Annotated in this window: 16 protein-coding genes and 2 tRNA genes; 10 read left to right on the forward strand and 8 right to left on the reverse strand. The window is 52.7% G+C overall.

Annotation, left to right across the window (positions count from 1 at the left end; translation table 11 throughout):
- From NTH01S_RS09395 to NTH01S_RS09410, 4 genes are read right to left on the reverse strand one after another with little or no spacing between them, the layout of a single operon-like run.
- Nucleotides 1-843: a shikimate dehydrogenase gene (locus NTH01S_RS09395; RefSeq protein WP_068172951.1), complete on the reverse strand. Its 843-nt coding sequence runs from the start codon at nt 841-843 to the stop codon at nt 1-3.
- Nucleotides 840-1,622 carry an N-formylglutamate amidohydrolase gene (locus NTH01S_RS09400; RefSeq protein WP_068172955.1) on the reverse strand — a complete coding sequence of 261 codons (783 nt, stop codon included), beginning with the start codon at nt 1,620-1,622 and terminating at the stop codon, nt 840-842. The genes NTH01S_RS09395 and NTH01S_RS09400 overlap by 4 nt, the downstream gene beginning before the upstream one ends.
- A 54-nt stretch (nt 1,623-1,676) precedes the next feature.
- The gene (locus tag NTH01S_RS09405) at nt 1,677-2,336 is read right to left on the reverse strand and encodes a TlpA disulfide reductase family protein (RefSeq protein ID WP_084367252.1); all 660 of its coding nucleotides are present in this window, start codon (nt 2,334-2,336) and stop codon (nt 1,677-1,679) included.
- 30 nt (nt 2,337-2,366) lie between these two features.
- Entirely contained in the window at nt 2,367-2,969 is a 603-nt protein-coding gene (locus NTH01S_RS09410) for a TlpA family protein disulfide reductase (protein WP_068172958.1), read from the reverse strand.
- 195 nt (nt 2,970-3,164) lie between these two features.
- Here NTH01S_RS09410 and argH point away from each other — a divergent pair, with 195 nt between their 5' ends.
- Nucleotides 3,165-4,601: an argininosuccinate lyase gene (gene argH, locus NTH01S_RS09415; RefSeq protein ID WP_068172960.1), complete on the forward strand. Its 1,437-nt coding sequence runs from the start codon at nt 3,165-3,167 to the stop codon at nt 4,599-4,601.
- A complete protein-coding gene (locus NTH01S_RS11895) occupies nt 4,598-4,735 on the forward strand; it encodes a hypothetical protein (protein WP_169802066.1) in 138 nt (45 codons plus the stop codon). The genes argH and NTH01S_RS11895 overlap by 4 nt, the downstream gene beginning before the upstream one ends.
- Before the next feature lie 50 nt (nt 4,736-4,785).
- Here the strand turns inward: NTH01S_RS11895 and NTH01S_RS09420 are convergent, their stop codons facing one another.
- From NTH01S_RS09420 to gluQRS, 3 genes are all read right to left on the reverse strand, one after another.
- Entirely contained in the window at nt 4,786-5,130 is a 345-nt protein-coding gene (locus tag NTH01S_RS09420) for a gamma-glutamylcyclotransferase family protein (protein ID WP_068172962.1), read from the reverse strand.
- Between the two features lie 30 nt (nt 5,131-5,160).
- Nucleotides 5,161-6,060 (reverse strand): GIY-YIG nuclease family protein, encoded by a 900-nt coding sequence (locus tag NTH01S_RS09425; RefSeq protein WP_068172965.1) that lies wholly within the window; start codon nt 6,058-6,060, stop codon nt 5,161-5,163.
- 71 nt (nt 6,061-6,131) lie between these two features.
- A complete protein-coding gene (gene gluQRS, locus NTH01S_RS09430; RefSeq protein WP_068172996.1) occupies nt 6,132-6,998 on the reverse strand; it encodes a tRNA glutamyl-Q(34) synthetase GluQRS in 867 nt (288 codons plus the stop codon).
- A gap of 150 nt (nt 6,999-7,148) precedes the next feature.
- Between gluQRS and NTH01S_RS09435 the strand changes: the two genes are divergently transcribed.
- On the forward strand, nt 7,149-7,721 hold the full coding sequence (locus NTH01S_RS09435) for an HNH endonuclease (RefSeq protein ID WP_068172975.1): 573 nt from the start codon (nt 7,149-7,151) through the stop codon (nt 7,719-7,721).
- Nucleotides 7,722-7,757: 36 nt separating this feature from the next.
- Nucleotides 7,758-8,255, forward strand: coding sequence for a P-loop NTPase family protein (locus tag NTH01S_RS09440; protein WP_068172977.1), 498 nt, complete (start codon nt 7,758-7,760; stop codon nt 8,253-8,255).
- 80 nt (nt 8,256-8,335) lie between these two features.
- Here NTH01S_RS09440 and guaA read toward each other — a convergent pair whose 3' ends face one another.
- Nucleotides 8,336-9,931 (reverse strand): glutamine-hydrolyzing GMP synthase, encoded by a 1,596-nt coding sequence (guaA, locus tag NTH01S_RS09445; protein WP_068172999.1) that lies wholly within the window; start codon nt 9,929-9,931, stop codon nt 8,336-8,338.
- A gap of 134 nt (nt 9,932-10,065) precedes the next feature.
- Between guaA and NTH01S_RS09450 the strand changes: the two genes are divergently transcribed.
- From NTH01S_RS09450 to NTH01S_RS09475, 6 genes are all read left to right on the forward strand, one after another.
- Nucleotides 10,066-10,443, forward strand: a complete 378-nt coding sequence (locus tag NTH01S_RS09450) for a hypothetical protein (protein WP_068172980.1) — start codon at nt 10,066-10,068, stop codon at nt 10,441-10,443.
- An 81-nt stretch (nt 10,444-10,524) separates the two neighbouring features.
- Nucleotides 10,525-10,601 (forward strand) — tRNA-Arg (locus tag NTH01S_RS09455).
- A gap of 15 nt (nt 10,602-10,616) precedes the next feature.
- Nucleotides 10,617-10,693 (forward strand) — tRNA-Arg (locus NTH01S_RS09460).
- A 202-nt stretch (nt 10,694-10,895) separates the two neighbouring features.
- Nucleotides 10,896-12,599: a glycoside hydrolase family 32 protein gene (locus NTH01S_RS09465; RefSeq protein WP_084367255.1), complete on the forward strand. Its 1,704-nt coding sequence runs from the start codon at nt 10,896-10,898 to the stop codon at nt 12,597-12,599.
- A 12-nt stretch (nt 12,600-12,611) separates the two neighbouring features.
- Nucleotides 12,612-13,313 (forward strand): hypothetical protein, encoded by a 702-nt coding sequence (locus tag NTH01S_RS09470; RefSeq protein ID WP_218015979.1) that lies wholly within the window; start codon nt 12,612-12,614, stop codon nt 13,311-13,313.
- Nucleotides 13,310-15,049, forward strand: coding sequence for a ShlB/FhaC/HecB family hemolysin secretion/activation protein (locus NTH01S_RS09475; RefSeq protein WP_157070935.1), 1,740 nt, complete (start codon nt 13,310-13,312; stop codon nt 15,047-15,049). The genes NTH01S_RS09470 and NTH01S_RS09475 overlap by 4 nt, the downstream gene beginning before the upstream one ends.
- The last annotated feature ends 213 nt before the right edge of the window (nt 15,050-15,262 follow it).

Genomic DNA, 15,262 nt, shown 5'->3' on the forward strand with positions numbered 1-15,262 from the left:
TTAACGCAGGCTATCCGCCAAGAGTGCAAACACAGCCTCATCAACCACCGGCTTCACACCAAACCACGCTTCAAACCCAACACCCGCCTGATGAATCAACATACCAAGCCCATCAACCGTTTTGAGGCCCTTCGCTGCTGCGGCCTGCAAAAGCGGTGTCTCACGCGGCGTATACACAATATCCGCAACAGCCAGACCCGGCCCTGCCTCACGCAGCAAGGCAGACCAGTCTGGTGATGCCCCTTTCATGCCCAGCGCCGTTGCATTCACCAACAAAGAACACCCAGACAAAAGAGTCGGCCAATCATGCCAAGCAATCGCCTCTCCACCATGCAGCGCCTCCACCAACGCCTCAGCGCGCGCTAAGGTGCGGTTCGCGATCAAAACCTCACAACCACGATCCAACAACGCCGCAGCCACAGCCCGCGCCGCGCCACCAGCCCCCAGAATCAAAACACGCCCGTGTGGCACCACCCCATGAGCAAGGAGATTTTCACAAAACCCGCTCCCATCCGTACAATCACCAACAAGCCCTTTTGGCGTAAAAACAACCGTATTCACGGCCCCAGCCCTGCGTGCAGCATCCGTCACATAATCACATTCTGCCAGCGCCGCTTCTTTATACGGGATCGTTACATTAACCCCACAAAAGCCCGCCGCCTTAAGGCCCTTTAAGGCCGTCACAAACCCTTCTGGCGACGTTGGCAACGGAACATACGCACCATTCACCCCATACAGACGGCACCAATAATTATGCATGAGAGGGGAGCGTGAATGCTCAACTGGCCACCCCATCACACCCGCAAGGCGCGTCTCACCTGTAATTTTTTGCTCAGCACTCATAACGCCAATGCCTCCCATGCTTTCGGCAACAGCCGCGCCAACCGCTCGGCCCATTCGACCTGCCCCGTTTCGTCAGCAATCAAATCCTGCCTAATTTCGATTTCCATATACGGCAGGCCCCGTGCCTCCGCATGGAACGGCACCGTATAGTCAGACGTTTCCGTCAAAACATACGGCTCATTTTCGCCGACACACAGCCCTTCATCCCGCAATAAACCAGCCATAATATGGGACAAACGCGCATCACGGTTAAACAACACACCCGCATGCCAAGGCCGCTCAACACCCTGCATACTCGGCGTGAAACTATGCAGCGCTATAAGGGCCGTCGGGCGCGCTTTCCGCGCATCCAACTCAGCCGAAATCACAGCATGATAAGGATGCAAGATCGCGTTCTCACGCGCCCGCCGTGCCTCATCAGACAACACAGCATTCACCGGAATTGGCGTTCCATCACTCACCGGCGGAATAGAGGTCGGGTGCCCGGGGGAGCGATTACAATCAATCACCAAACGGGAATAACACTGCTCAATCAATGCAGCGCCTAAAACCGGGCGAAGCCTACGCCCAACCCCCTGAATACCAATATCATAAGCAATATGGCGTTCATGCTCAGCCTCTGGAATGCCCAACCGCCCCAAAGCAGCAGGGATAGCCCGCCCTGCATGGTCACTCACCAGTACAAAGGGAGACGGTGCATCTTCAACAAAACGCACAACCGGATGAGGATCATGCCCCGTTAGGAGACCCTCACCCTCTGATAAAATGTGTAAAGACATGCCCGGCTCTGTCGTCTGTCATCAACCCAAACGCAGGCCGAGCATAACCAACCCTCAGCCTACAAGAGCATCCACAGTACGGCGGACCGCCTCTGGGGACCAGTCCATATTCCCAACGGAAATGGCGACGATTTCGCCTTTTGCATTCACGACCAGTGAACGCGGCACCGCATGTTGCGCAATCCCCTGCGCTTTATCATCCGGGATTTTAAAGGTCGGGTCCGTCTGACGCAAAGATGCAAGCGCAGCAGGCACATCCGCACTAGCCGTTAGCGCATCCGAATTAGGGTCGATCAAAGCGGGCAAAGTATCAATCCCATGCGCATCATAAAAAGCTCGCACTTTCGGGATTGTGCTGCCACGCACACCAACCGCCACAATAGCTGGACCATTTGACCCAAGCGCCTTCGCCGTCGCGTTCACCGAAGGCAATTCACGCTTACAAGGCCCACACCACGTCGCCCAAAAGTGCAAAATGAACGGACGGCCAACCCAATGCGCCAAAGACACTTCTGCGCCTTGCTCATTCTGTACTGACAGATTTGGCAAAGCCTTTGGTTGAGCCAAACGCCCAAACGATTCCACACGAAAGGGCGCTGCGTCATCCGCTGCTGCTGCCGCTTCAGCTGCCCGCACAAAACGAGCACTCCCGAACGCGCCAACCCCAACAAGGCCAGCACCCCACGACATTAAATTCCGACGTGAAACAGTCATAATATCACCTGCAAAAAATGTTTTTTGAGATCACCGAGCGTGCGCCAGCACCTTACTTAATTGCGTCGCTGCATCAGCCGCGCCCCAATCCAAGCCACCATCTGAAATCGCCCGAACATGCCCCTGCCCATCAATGAGCAGCGTTACAGGAATTTCCAAAGACGGCGCATGATACCATGCCTTAAACGCCGCCTTATCAACAACCCATGCTGAAATGGCTGCATCTTGTGCTTGCGTTAAGAACGAAGCCACTTTAGCCGCATCCCCACTCGCAATAGCAACTGGCACTATTAGAGCATTCGGATTCTTCGCCAAAAATCCGTTTAGCTTCGGCAGTTCCTGCTTACAGGGGCCACACCACGTCGCCCATACATGCAGCAAAAATGGCTTACCGCGATAGCTCTCCAACGCGAGTTGATGCCCATCCGGACCGGACAGCGACAAGGCTATCGGATCTCTACTAGGCGCCCCCGCGACAAGACTTTGCACCGGATTAGGCAAGTTCTGCTGCTCTGCGTGCGCTGTACTGGTCAGGCGTCCACCCCCCAATACCGCCAGCGTCAAAAGCGCCGTAACACCAAGGCTCGCTAACCCGCCCCAAAAACTGCGCCTATTAATCGGATTTGATGACAAAGAACGAAATCTCCAAGTAATTAATGTAAAGCTACGTCAAATAAGAGATTTTTTTCAAGCGCTTTTTTGAAACGACTTCATTTAAACGGTCACAGGAAACAAACGCCCAATCATTGCGCTGATGGAAGGGCAACGGTAGGGTTAGGTCAACGCTTTTCTGCGCTTTGATATCCTGAATTTTTCAAACCGGTAATCATGACAAACGCTCCTTCTTCTCCCGATTCCTCCAACGACCAAGCTCAATTGGCCAACCCACAATGGGGCGGCCGTTTCGCATCTGGTCCAGCCTCCATCATGAGCGAAATCAACGCATCAATCGGCTTTGATCAAATCCTCTGGCGGCAAGACATTCGCGGCTCTTTGGCCCATGCGGCCATGCTGCAAAAAGTTGGCCTCCTCACGGCAGAAGAAGAAGCAGACATTCAACGGGGCCTCGCCGAAATTGGCCGCGAGATTGATGCAGGCACCTTCCCTTTTTCTACTGCTCTTGAAGATATTCACATGAATATCGAAGCGCGCTTGTCCGAACGGATCGGTGAAGCAGGAAAGCGCCTACACACCGCGCGCTCACGCAATGACCAAGTCGCCACTGATTTCCGCCTCTGGACGCGTGACGCCATAGACGGACTACGCGGCCAAACCGCCGCCCTCATGCGCTCACTTGCAAGCCGCGCCCTTGAGCACCATGCAACGCCCATGCCGGGTTTCACTCACCTACAAGTGGCCCAGCCCGTCACATTCGGCCATCACCTTCTGGCCTATGTTGAAATGCTGTCCCGCGATGATGGCCGCCTCAACGACGCACGCTCACGCCTCAACGAATCTCCCCTCGGCGTTGCTGCACTAGCCGGAACATCCTTCCCTATCGACCGGGAAATGACCGCCAAGGCACTCGGCTTTGATCGCCCGACAGCAAACTCACTCGACACCGTGTCCGACCGTGATTTCGCGCTAGAACTGCTCTCGGCCCTCTCCATCCAAGCGATGCACTTATCCCGCTTGGCCGAAGAGATCGTGAACTGGGCATCTGCTCCGTTCGGTTTTGTTCGTCTGTCCGATGCGTTCACAACCGGTTCTTCCATCATGCCGCAAAAGCGCAACCCGGATGCTGCCGAACTGGTCCGCGCTAAAATTGGCCGCATCGCGGGGGACTTCATCGGCCTGCTCACCGTCATGAAGGGCCTCCCACTGGCTTACGCCAAAGACAGCCAGGAAGACAAAGAACCCGTCTTTGATGCCGTCGAAGCCATGACGCTTTCCCTCGCCGCTATGGATGGCATGATCCGTGATCTGAAACCCAATGCTGAACGGATGCGTGAAGTTGCCGGTATGGGCTTCTCAACCGCGACCGATCTGGCTGACTGGCTGGTACGGGAACTGCGCCTCCCCTTCCGCACAGCCCATCACGTCACTGGGCGCTTGGTCGGCATGGCAGAAGAGAAGAATATCGACCTTGCTGACCTGTCTCTAGGTGAAATGCAAAGCGTCGAACCCGGTATTAACGCCAGCATCTTTGACGTCCTCACCGTTGAATCCTCCCTCGCCTCCCGCACCAGCTTTGGCGGCACAGCACCAAGCAACGTCAAAGCCCAAGCCGAGCGTTGGCTCACAGCATTGGAATCCGCCGCATGAAACGCATTCTCACACTCGGTATGTTATGCTTGCTGATGGCCACGGGCCTCAGCGCCTGCGGGAAGAAAGGCGCGCCCCACGCACCGGGACCGTCACAGGATATTACCTACCCCCGCAGCTACCCGGCTGAATAATTAAGAGCATGCCTGCTTCCTTGAGCGGGAGCAGGCACGTTCACGGCGCATCACGCCTGCACATACACCCACGCAGCCTTGCCAGAGCGCAGCGCCACTTCTACCCGCTTATAATCCGACACTTCATACGCATCAGCCGCTGCAAGTTCTTCGGCTGAAATGGCAAAAACCATGCCTTCAACCGTATCATCTGCCTTGCCCGTCGGCACCACCACCGGATGAAAACGCTGCCCACTGGCCCGCAGAACCTCCGGGTCCGTAATTTCAACAAAATCCTTCCGATAGCCCACCATGGCGTCTTGTTCACCCCCCAATAAACGCCCGAAAGAAGACTGCTGAACGCTCTCTAACTGCAATGTTCCGTACGAAAAGAGCAAAATATCGCGGTTACTCATTAATGATTTTTCCTATTCTTCTTGAGGGTATCACGGCGCGATATTACGCCCCATCGCATCAGACAAAGTGCGTCCCTCCAGGGTTTTCCATTCGGTCCAACCATTTGCAGAGCGCCCGAAAACATAAATTGCAGCCGTGCTGGGGGAACTGAACAAAACATCCTTCTCAAAAATGAGCTTGGCGCCCTCAACGCGCAAATCACCATCTTCAACCATTTGGCGGCGTTTCTCGCTTTTAGCTGTTTGGGAAAATGTTTCCGTCGGAACAGTTCGCCCATAAGACCCTTTCCGAACAACAACACCCTCATCAGTATACTGCGCGCGAGCATGCACACCATCCGCTTCAAGTATTAACTCGATATTGGAAACCGTTTTAACTTGTGGCTCTAAAGCAACCTCTATCTCCGATTTATCTTCTTTTTCCAAAAGCGGCTTAAAGATAGGAAACCCCAAAGTTGTAAACAAAATATCTACCGTATCAAAAATCTCTCGGCACTCAGCCTCCATCGGGGATGGTGTATGCGGCTTACTGCCTGCGTTCCCATTCTCAAGCTTAAACCGATCGGCGCTCTTGGCACGTTGTATAGACAACCATTCAAGGAAATAGGCGTGGGTGACCGTAAGGCTACGCGTCAGAGAAATAGATACTAATGCACGGTCCCAAAAATCTTTTTTTTCATTATGTTGTTTAAGACGAGAACCTATATTTCCACTTTGCCCAATATAAGCGTTTTCAGTTCCCGTTTCGTCATTGCTTCCAAAAAGAACATAGAAACCAACATGATCAGCTTCTGGCATCGACAAGAAAGCGTTTAATTGTACGCGCGGAATCTCAAAAACTTGGACAATTCTTGTCGTTATCGAGGAAACCCGAATACCTTGAGGATCACCCGATGGCAAAAATATCTGTATTGTTTGTGGATACGTCATTCCATAATCTTGACACATCAAAGTTCGAAAGCATAGCGGCCGAAGCCGGGCCATTTATCACGATACACTACTCAATCTCTTGCACATCTTCCAAAAGAAACCCTGACATTATCCCCCAAAACACACCTAACGTGCGGGTGCGCCAAAACAGCTTCGGCGGACCATCCCTCCGCCCGTAATACGCGCACCCCCATTGCACCATCGCGCTTGGACAGCTTGCGCCCGTCCGTTTCCATAATGAGCGCGTGATGGGCATATTCTGGCTCCGGCCAGCCCATCAACACCTGCAACACCCGATGCACGGATGTCACCGCGAACATATCCATGCCACGCGTCACCCGGTTAACACCCAACAGCGCATCATCATGCGTCACACACAAATGGTACGACACGCCCGTATCCCGCCGCGCTAAGACCACATCTCCAAACGCCGCAGCCTGTCCCATAATGCGCCCGCGCCCATGCTCCCACCAGCCCGGCTCTTCCTGCACAACATCCAGCGCACGCTGCATATCCAAACGCCACACGACAGAGTCGCCCGCAGCATCATAACAGCGCCCACGGCACGAACCCGCGTAATACACACTGCCATCCGGCGCATACCGCCCGTCCGATGCCGCACGAATCTCAGCCCGCGTGCAACGGCACGGATACAACAAGCCCCGCTCACGCAGTTGCGCCAATACTGCGTGATACTCATGCTTATGCTCAGACTGGCGGCGTACCTCGCCCTGTGGCCACAAACCCAACCAGCGCAAATCTTCTTCCAAAGCCACAGAAAACAAAGGCCGACAGCGCATTTGATCACAATCCTCAATGCGCACATGATACGCACCACCACACGCCATCTGTTGTGCATGAAGCGCCGAAGCCACATGCCCCAAATGCAGATATCCCGTTGGGCTCGGAGCGAAACGTGTTCGAAAAGAAAGCGTCATGAAGGTTTCATCTGAGAGTTCTTGCAATCACGATATTTTACTGGAATAGTCTTCCGCGAAGTAGCCGACGACGCGTGACTATCCGGCGTTTGGTATCATACTATATACGTTACGCCCTAAACTCATGCATGTGTCGTCCTCAACAAAAGGATGCGCGTGGTGCCTGTCAGTAGTCAGCATTTCCCCGCTCTCGTATTGAACGCGGATTTCCGACCGCTGTCCTATTTTCCATTATCCTTATGGTCATGGCAGGAAGCCATCAAGGCTGTATTCCTAGACCGCGTTTCAGTCTTATCCGAATATGATGACGGCTTGGTACACTCCCCTAGCCGAACCATGAAACTACCCAGCGTTATCGCGCTAAAAGACTATATTCCTGCGGCTCGCAAACCCGCCTTCACACGCTTCAACGTTTTCCTCCGGGATAACTTTGAGTGCCAATATTGTGACGATCGACTCCCCACACACGAACTCACCTTTGACCACGTCATCCCCCGCGCCAAAGGTGGCCGCACAAGCTGGGAAAACGTCGTCACCGCATGCAGTCCATGCAACCTTCTTAAAGGTTCACGCCTACCCAAAGAAATCGGCATGCACCCACGGCGCAAACCCGTACAGCCAAGCAGCCGCCTTCTACAAGAAAATGGCCGCACCTTCCCACCCAACTATCTCCACGAAAGCTGGCGCGATTATCTCTATTGGAACACCGAGCTAGAGGCGTAGGCTATCTTAACACTCACTGACCTTGGCCCTCGAATCATGATTATGGGGCCGTCCAATAGCGGAAAATCCACCCTCGCACAGGCCATTGCTCATAAACGCAACGGTATCGCTATTTATCTGGACCAACTCGCACACAAACCCAATACCCCATGGGTGCGCCGCCCCCAACAAGAGTTTCACGCACTGCATGAACAAGCCATTGCACAAGAAAATTGGATTATGGAGGGTAATTATTCATTTCTAGTACCAGCACGCCTTACCCGTGCGACAGGCGTCATTTTACTAGATGCCTCCACGCCACTAAGCCTTTTCAGATATATCAAACGCACACTTGGCCTAACGCCCCGTATTGGCACTCTCTCATCCACACGCCACGCCATCCATTGGTGGATGCTGCACCACATTGCCACCACAACACGCCAAAACCGCCGCCGTTACGCACACGACTTCGAACACTATACACTCCCCAAAATCGCTCTCACATCCCGCCATGCACTCACCCAATTTTATCGACAAGAGCATCTGACACGCTGACAGAAGACCACAAAAAAAAGCGCCCCACGAATGTGAAGCGCCCTTCCCAATTTATACATTCCCCTTCAGGAACGAATAAATTATTCCCACTCAATCGTACCCGGTGGCTTAGACGTAATGTCATACGTCACACGGTTAATACCGCGCACTTCGTTGACGATACGGCCAGAGACACGGTTCAGGAAGTCAAAGTCGAACGGATAGACTTCAGCCGTCATACCATCCGTGCTGGTCACAGCACGCAGCGCACATGCTTGATCATATGTACGACCATCACCCATCACGCCAACGGTACGCACAGGCAGGAGAACTGCAAATGCCTGCCAAATTGCATCATAAAGGCCCGCACGACGGATTTCTTCAAGGTAAATCGCATCAACCTTACGCAGCAGGTCCAGCTTTTCACGTGTGATGTCACCCGGAATACGAATCGCCAGCCCCGGCCCAGGGAACGGATGACGACCAACGATATTCTCAGGAATACCCAACTCACGGCCCAGCTCACGGACTTCGTCCTTGAACAACTCACGCAGCGGCTCAACCAATTGCATATTCATGCGCTCTGGCAGACCACCCACATTGTGGTGAGACTTAATCGTAACAGATGGGCCGCCCGTGAAGCTAACGCTCTCGATCACATCCGGATACAGCGTACCCTGCGCCAAGAACTGTGCACCACCCAGCTTCGCGGCTTCTTCTTCGAAGACTTCTACGAACAAACGACCAATGGTTTTACGCTTAACTTCTGGGTCTTTCACACCCGCCAGTTCACCCAAGAACAGGTCAGATGCATCACGATGCACCAAGCGAATGTTGAAACGACCACGGAAGGTTTTAACAACCTCATCCGCTTCACCCGCACGCAAAATGCCCGGATCCACGAAAATACACGTCAGCTGATCACCAATCGCGTCATGGATCAGCTTCGCTGCAACTGAGCTATCCACACCGCCGGACAGACCACAAATAACGCGGCCTTCACCAACCTGCTCACGAATACGTGCGATTTCGAGGTCACGGAAACCCGCCATCGTCCACGTACCGCTGCACCCGGCAACATTATGCGTAAAGTTCTTAATCAGCGCAGCACCATGCGGCGTATGCACGACTTCTGGGTGGAACTGCACGCCATACATACGGCGGCCTTCATCAGCAATAATCGCAAATGGAGCCCCCTCTGAATGCGCCACAGCACGGAAACCCGGCGGCAACTGCGTTACGCGGTCACCATGGCTCATCCAAACTTGCTCACGGCGGCCACGTGCCCATACACCACGGAACAGCGAGCAATCTTCAGCCACATCAATGTAAGCGCGACCAAACTCACGGTGCTCGTGCGTTTCGACCTTACCGCCCAGAGCCTGACACATGGCTTGCTGGCCATAACAGATGCCCAGAATCGGCAAGTTCAGTTCAAACACAACCGCCGGAACGGGAGGAGCGTTTTCGTCATGCACACTAGCCGGGCTACCGGAGAGAATAATGCCGCGCGGCTTAAACGCACGAATCTTTTCTTCTGTCGCCGTGAAGGGCCAGATTTCACAATACACACCGCTTTCACGCACACGGCGCGCAATAAGCTGCGTAACCTGACTACCGAAATCGAGAATGAGGATGCGATCCTCATGCAGAGTTTCGTCAAGCGTCTCGATGGGTTTAGCATCCTGCTGGGTCAAAATAGGGCCTCGCGTCACGCGTATTGGGTTAGCATCATTGGGCAATGGTGCCCTCTAAAGCTCTCCTATAAGGTGTTGTCTCGTGCACGTCATCACTTTGGGGCAACCTTCTGCCTATTCTGAACGGGATAGCCATGCGTTTTCAGCTTTTTTCTTCTTTCGTATTGCTCGGACTCCTCACTGCTTGCGCAGGAATCCCTGACCCCGGGCATGATCCTTCGGGCCGCTGGATCGGCACACTCATCACAGATCAAGGCACCTGCCCCACCGCCCGCAGCTCAACACTACAAATTCGCGGCAAAGACATTCTCTTCACACCAGAAGATGGCTCGCTCGTTCTCACCGGGCATTATCAAGCTAATAGTCAGCACTATCATGCAGAACTCAGTATGCAGGATATCAACCACCAGCCCCTGACAATGGTGTTCAACGGCTATCCAGTAGGGCAAACAATTGGCGGTTTATACGGCTCCAACAGCTGTCATGCGCACATCACCATGACGCGCCAATAATTTTTTTCACTAAAAAGACAAAAAAATGAAAAAATGGGGTTGCTAGAATGGGGCAGCCCCATTAAAACCCGCCTCAACAGCGCACCCGTAGCTCAATTGGATAGAGCACCAGACTACGAATCTGGGGGTTAGAGGTTCGAGTCCTTTCGGGTGCACCATAATATAGCAGTACTGCACCCGTAGCTCAATTGGATAGAGCACCAGACTACGAATCTGGGGGTTAGAGGTTCGAGTCCTTTCGGGTGCACCACTGATATTATCCTAAAAATTGTTGCTGATCATTCTCCCAATCGTAGTCTGCGTTTGGGATTTTTTGCATGTTATCACCCAGCCTCCCCTCAGCGCTCTTCACGGCTTTGTTATTTTCATTCCCTCAAATAATTCATAAAATAATGTTTATCTTTTGAGCCCTAACAGCACTTATCCGCTTACACCCAATCATGGACACCCATATGAAACATGCATCCGACATTCCTTCTATCTCACGGCGATGGTTTATCGGTGCAGCAGGAACGTGTGCGCTTATGAATACGAATGCTTTTGCTGAGACCTCCCACCCCAAAGGTGCGCCCGAAGATTCACACGGCGAAGTCTCTAATCCTTTTGGGAAAAACCTCATCCCAGCCCAACCGAGTCCACAAGATTACCAATACCGGCCTTCGATTCATTTTTCTCCAAGCGTAGGCTTCATGAATGACCCTAACGGGTTGATCTACGATGGTGAGTTTTTCCACCTTTATTACCAATATAACCCCATTGCCCCTTACGCAGGCTATGTCCATTGGGGCAGCGCAAAATCCAAAGACCTGTACTCTTGGGAAGATGGCCCCATCGTTCTCAAGCCAACCAGCGCAGGCGAAGCCTTCTCAGGTTGCGCCATTATTGACCGCGATAACACATCCGGCCTCTTCCCCGCCCTGCCCGCAACGGACCCACGCAGCAAAGAGCCCAACCTCGCCATCGTGTACACACGCGCAGCCCCCAAACTACAAACACAGGACATCGCCATCAGCCGTGACGGCGGCACGACTTACACCGACATCAGCGCGAATCCTGTCCTAGATATCCACAGCAACTCCTTCCGTGATCCAAAGGTCTTTTTCCATGCGCCAAGTGGTCGCTGGATCATGACCGTCGTACAATCACGCCTGCATAAGGTCTCCTTCTATGGCTCCTTCAACCTGAAGGACTGGATGCACCTTTCTGACTTTGAGTCCGCCGGTTTGTTTGGCGTTGATTACGAATGCCCAAACTTGATCGAAGTTCAGCTTGAAGGCACCAATGAAACACGTTGGTTGATGCTCATCTCCATCAACCCCGGCGCTCCCCAAGGTGGCAGCACAACACAGTATTTTGTTGGCTTCTTTGACGGTGAACGCTTCACAGCCGAAGACGCCCACACCGTGTTCGGACTCACAGATTTCTGTAAAGATTCATACGCTTTGCAGTGCTATGAAAACCTATCCATTTCTCAAGCAACCATGATTGCATGGCTTGGAAACTGGCAATACTGTGAACAAGTCCCCCACAGTACATGGCGCGGCGTCATGACCCTACCCCGCCACATTTCTGTGCGTCGTGATACGGATGGGTGGATCCGCTTGGTCCAGCGTCCCATTGGCCTAGAAAACCTACGCCTTTCTCAAATTCCGACCCCCTTCCATCATCTACCCGCGCTCACAACGCAAACCGTCGCCCTGCCGAAAAACCAAGCGATCGAACTCGTCATCAAAGCCAGCCTGGAACCACGAAGCCAAATGCTTCCCGATGGGACATCAGGCCGTGCAGGTCGCTTCACAATCGACTTCAGTAACGCCCAAGGCGAAAAACTCACCATCGGGTTCGACGGATTTTCATGTCAACTCTGGGTCGAGCGTGGTGGCCTCAAAGGCTTCATGGATCCCTTCTTCACGCGTGAATTTTCTGCTGCATTAACACCAGACGTACGTGAATTCTCATTGCGTCTCGTATATGATGCCTGCACGTTAGAACTCTACGTCAATGACGGGATTGCTGTCGGCACGGCTCTTGTCTTCCCGCAAGAACCTTTGGATCGTGTGAGCTTCTCCACCACGAATACCGCCGCTAACATACAGCAATTAGAGGTCTATCCTCTGCGCGCAACCATGCCACGCCCATTACCTAAAACTGCCTAAGCACTGACTGTTATGCCCATGTCCTTCTCACGGCTTCGATCACGCCACCATCTTCTTGGAGCGCTCTTCAGCACGATAGTGACATGGGCATGGGTGCCAACGTCAACGGCACAAAGCAACAACGTCATACAAACCGGTCAGTACGCTCCCGGTGCGCGAAGTTCCGCCACTGCCAACGGTGCTTTAGACAATGTCATTGGACAACACCCACCAATGATTACCACTAGCATACAATCAAACGGCATGACTTTTTACGTCACACCCGATGGCCGTATTGTAGATAAAAATGGCTATTATTTAGCGCAGGACCCACAGCGTAATACACGCTTCTCTCAACACACATCAGAGCCAGCGCACCTGCCGCTGAATGCTAAGCTCGTCCCCATTCTTATTGGTGTCATGGACACCAGCTTAGTCACACGCAACCACCTGCATTTTCATGGCTGCGAAAAGCTCACCCAACCTCTTATCCATTCACCCATTGATCCGCCTGGTGTTTTTGTTGCGCCTGCACCCTGCACACTAAAACAGGGCAGCACACATGCACTAATCTATTCTGCTGCTGAAATTCTTGCCGGAGACCACGGCAATTTATATGGCCTCGCCGGCAACCGAGACCAACTCCTCAGCGCCACACAGGCTGTGCGCATTTCAGACCATGAAACACGCCTGTCCATGCCAACACCGAGCAACACAGAGGCTCCCCACCCTTGAGAACCTCATCGTCTCTTCTTGCCCTCTTTTTGTTATCAACGACTGGGGCTGTAGCCCAAACGGTTATACCCTTTCGTTCCACAGGCGATATCACCCCGTCTTCTGACTTTCTCTCACTGCCAGCACGCCATGTAGCCCCGGTGGCGCAGGACACATCTCCTAAAGTCGAACAACAAACGCCACAGAATGAAGATGCCATCGTCATTCCCACGCTGCACCATATCAACGTCACAGTGACCGTTGGGCCAGACGCCCACCCTATCGGAAGCGAAACACAAGAGTATATCCTCTCAGGAATTTTCTCCGATTTTGTGGGAAAACCCATGTCCATTAAACAATTGGATATTCTCACCCAACGGATCAATGCCGCTTACCGCCTCAGCAATGAGCCATTTGCCTATGCCTATATCCCGCCGCAAACCGTGCGGGACGGCGTCCTAAGCCTTCTGATTCGCAAATATACCATTGGCCAAATTCACGTGACGGGCAATCGGTGGTTCTCCAAAAACCTCATTCAATATGAAAGCGGCCTGACCAGCGGAACCATTCCCAATTTTAACGAGGTTCAATCTGATCTCGACTGGCTAAACCGCAACCCATTCCGCTCTGCTGAAATTATTTTCTCACCCGGCGCAAAAACGGGTGAAACCGATGCTGATATTTATACAGCTGACCGCTTTCCTATTTACATGTTCGGTGGCGCTAGCAACCAAAACGACCCTTCCTTAGGGCGTAATGGCTGGTTCTGGGGCGGATCCGTTGGAAACTTTCTCGGCCTCGACCAAATCCTGACGTATCAATACACAAAAACCACAACCAATCGCTTTTTCAACCATGCCGTCGCTTGGCATATTCCCATATCACCGCGCGACTCATTCCTCATGTTTGGCAACTACGCCAAAGCACATCCCTTTTCCCAAAAGCCTTTCAGCAACTATGGCGGCGGTAGCTCCGTCTCCTTCCGCTGGATGCACATGGTACAACACGTTGCCTTTGGTGGTGCATTTGGGCTCGATGGTACCATCCAACTCGGTTACGATTGGAAAAATGCCAATTCATATCAAAAAATAGGGCCAAAAGACGTTATCATCGGTAACGCAGACACCAACCAGTTTGTCTTTCTCTACTCTGGCTCCATCCAAGACCCCTACGGCAAAACAGAATTTACCAACCAAATGGCTTATGGTTTCCCCGGCCTTACACGCCGCAATAACCAACCCGCGTACCAAACGATCGCACCGGGCTCATCGCCAAATTATTTTTATGACCGCCTCACTCTAGGGCGCAGTTTTCCACTCACGCATAGCCTCAACGCTAATTTTCATATCACCCATCAACAAGCGACCAAGAACCTCCTCTACTCTGAACAGGTCTCACTCGGCGCTCAAGGCACAGTACGAGGTTATTATCTCAATACGACGTTTGGCAGTATTTCCACCTATTTTAATGCTGAATTAGCAACAAAGACCTTTTCACTCATGGGCCTAATGAACCCCAAAGCTCATAAAGACGAAACAACTCTTACGTTATTTTGGGATTATGGAAACAACCGACAGGTACGCCAAGTGGTCGCTGGCGTACATTCCGTCACCCTCTCCAGTGTCGGCCTTGCAGCAACAAGCAAAATCAATCACTGGCTCACCGGCACTTTTGATGTCGGCTGGCGCCTACGTCGTGCCCGCAGCATTGGCACCAAAGGTGCATGCGTAGATTACAATATGACCGTCGGCTTTTAATAACGACGTGCCCCCCAACGTGTTACCACTGGTAAGTAGAGGTTTCTCTTTTATGGTGTGTGGTTGATGGGATGGCAATGGTCTTATGGGCATGCCCCTACGACCATAGGTGAGCGACTTGAGCAGTTTTTTTCCACCGAGCTTTGAGTATGAGCGCACGGTATTGTAACCCTCACGCCATAGCGCCAGAATATGTCGCACATGAGTGACGTG

Source organism: Neokomagataea thailandica NBRC 106555, from assembly GCF_001598495.1.
GTDB lineage: Bacteria > Pseudomonadota > Alphaproteobacteria > Acetobacterales > Acetobacteraceae > Gluconobacter > Gluconobacter thailandicus_A.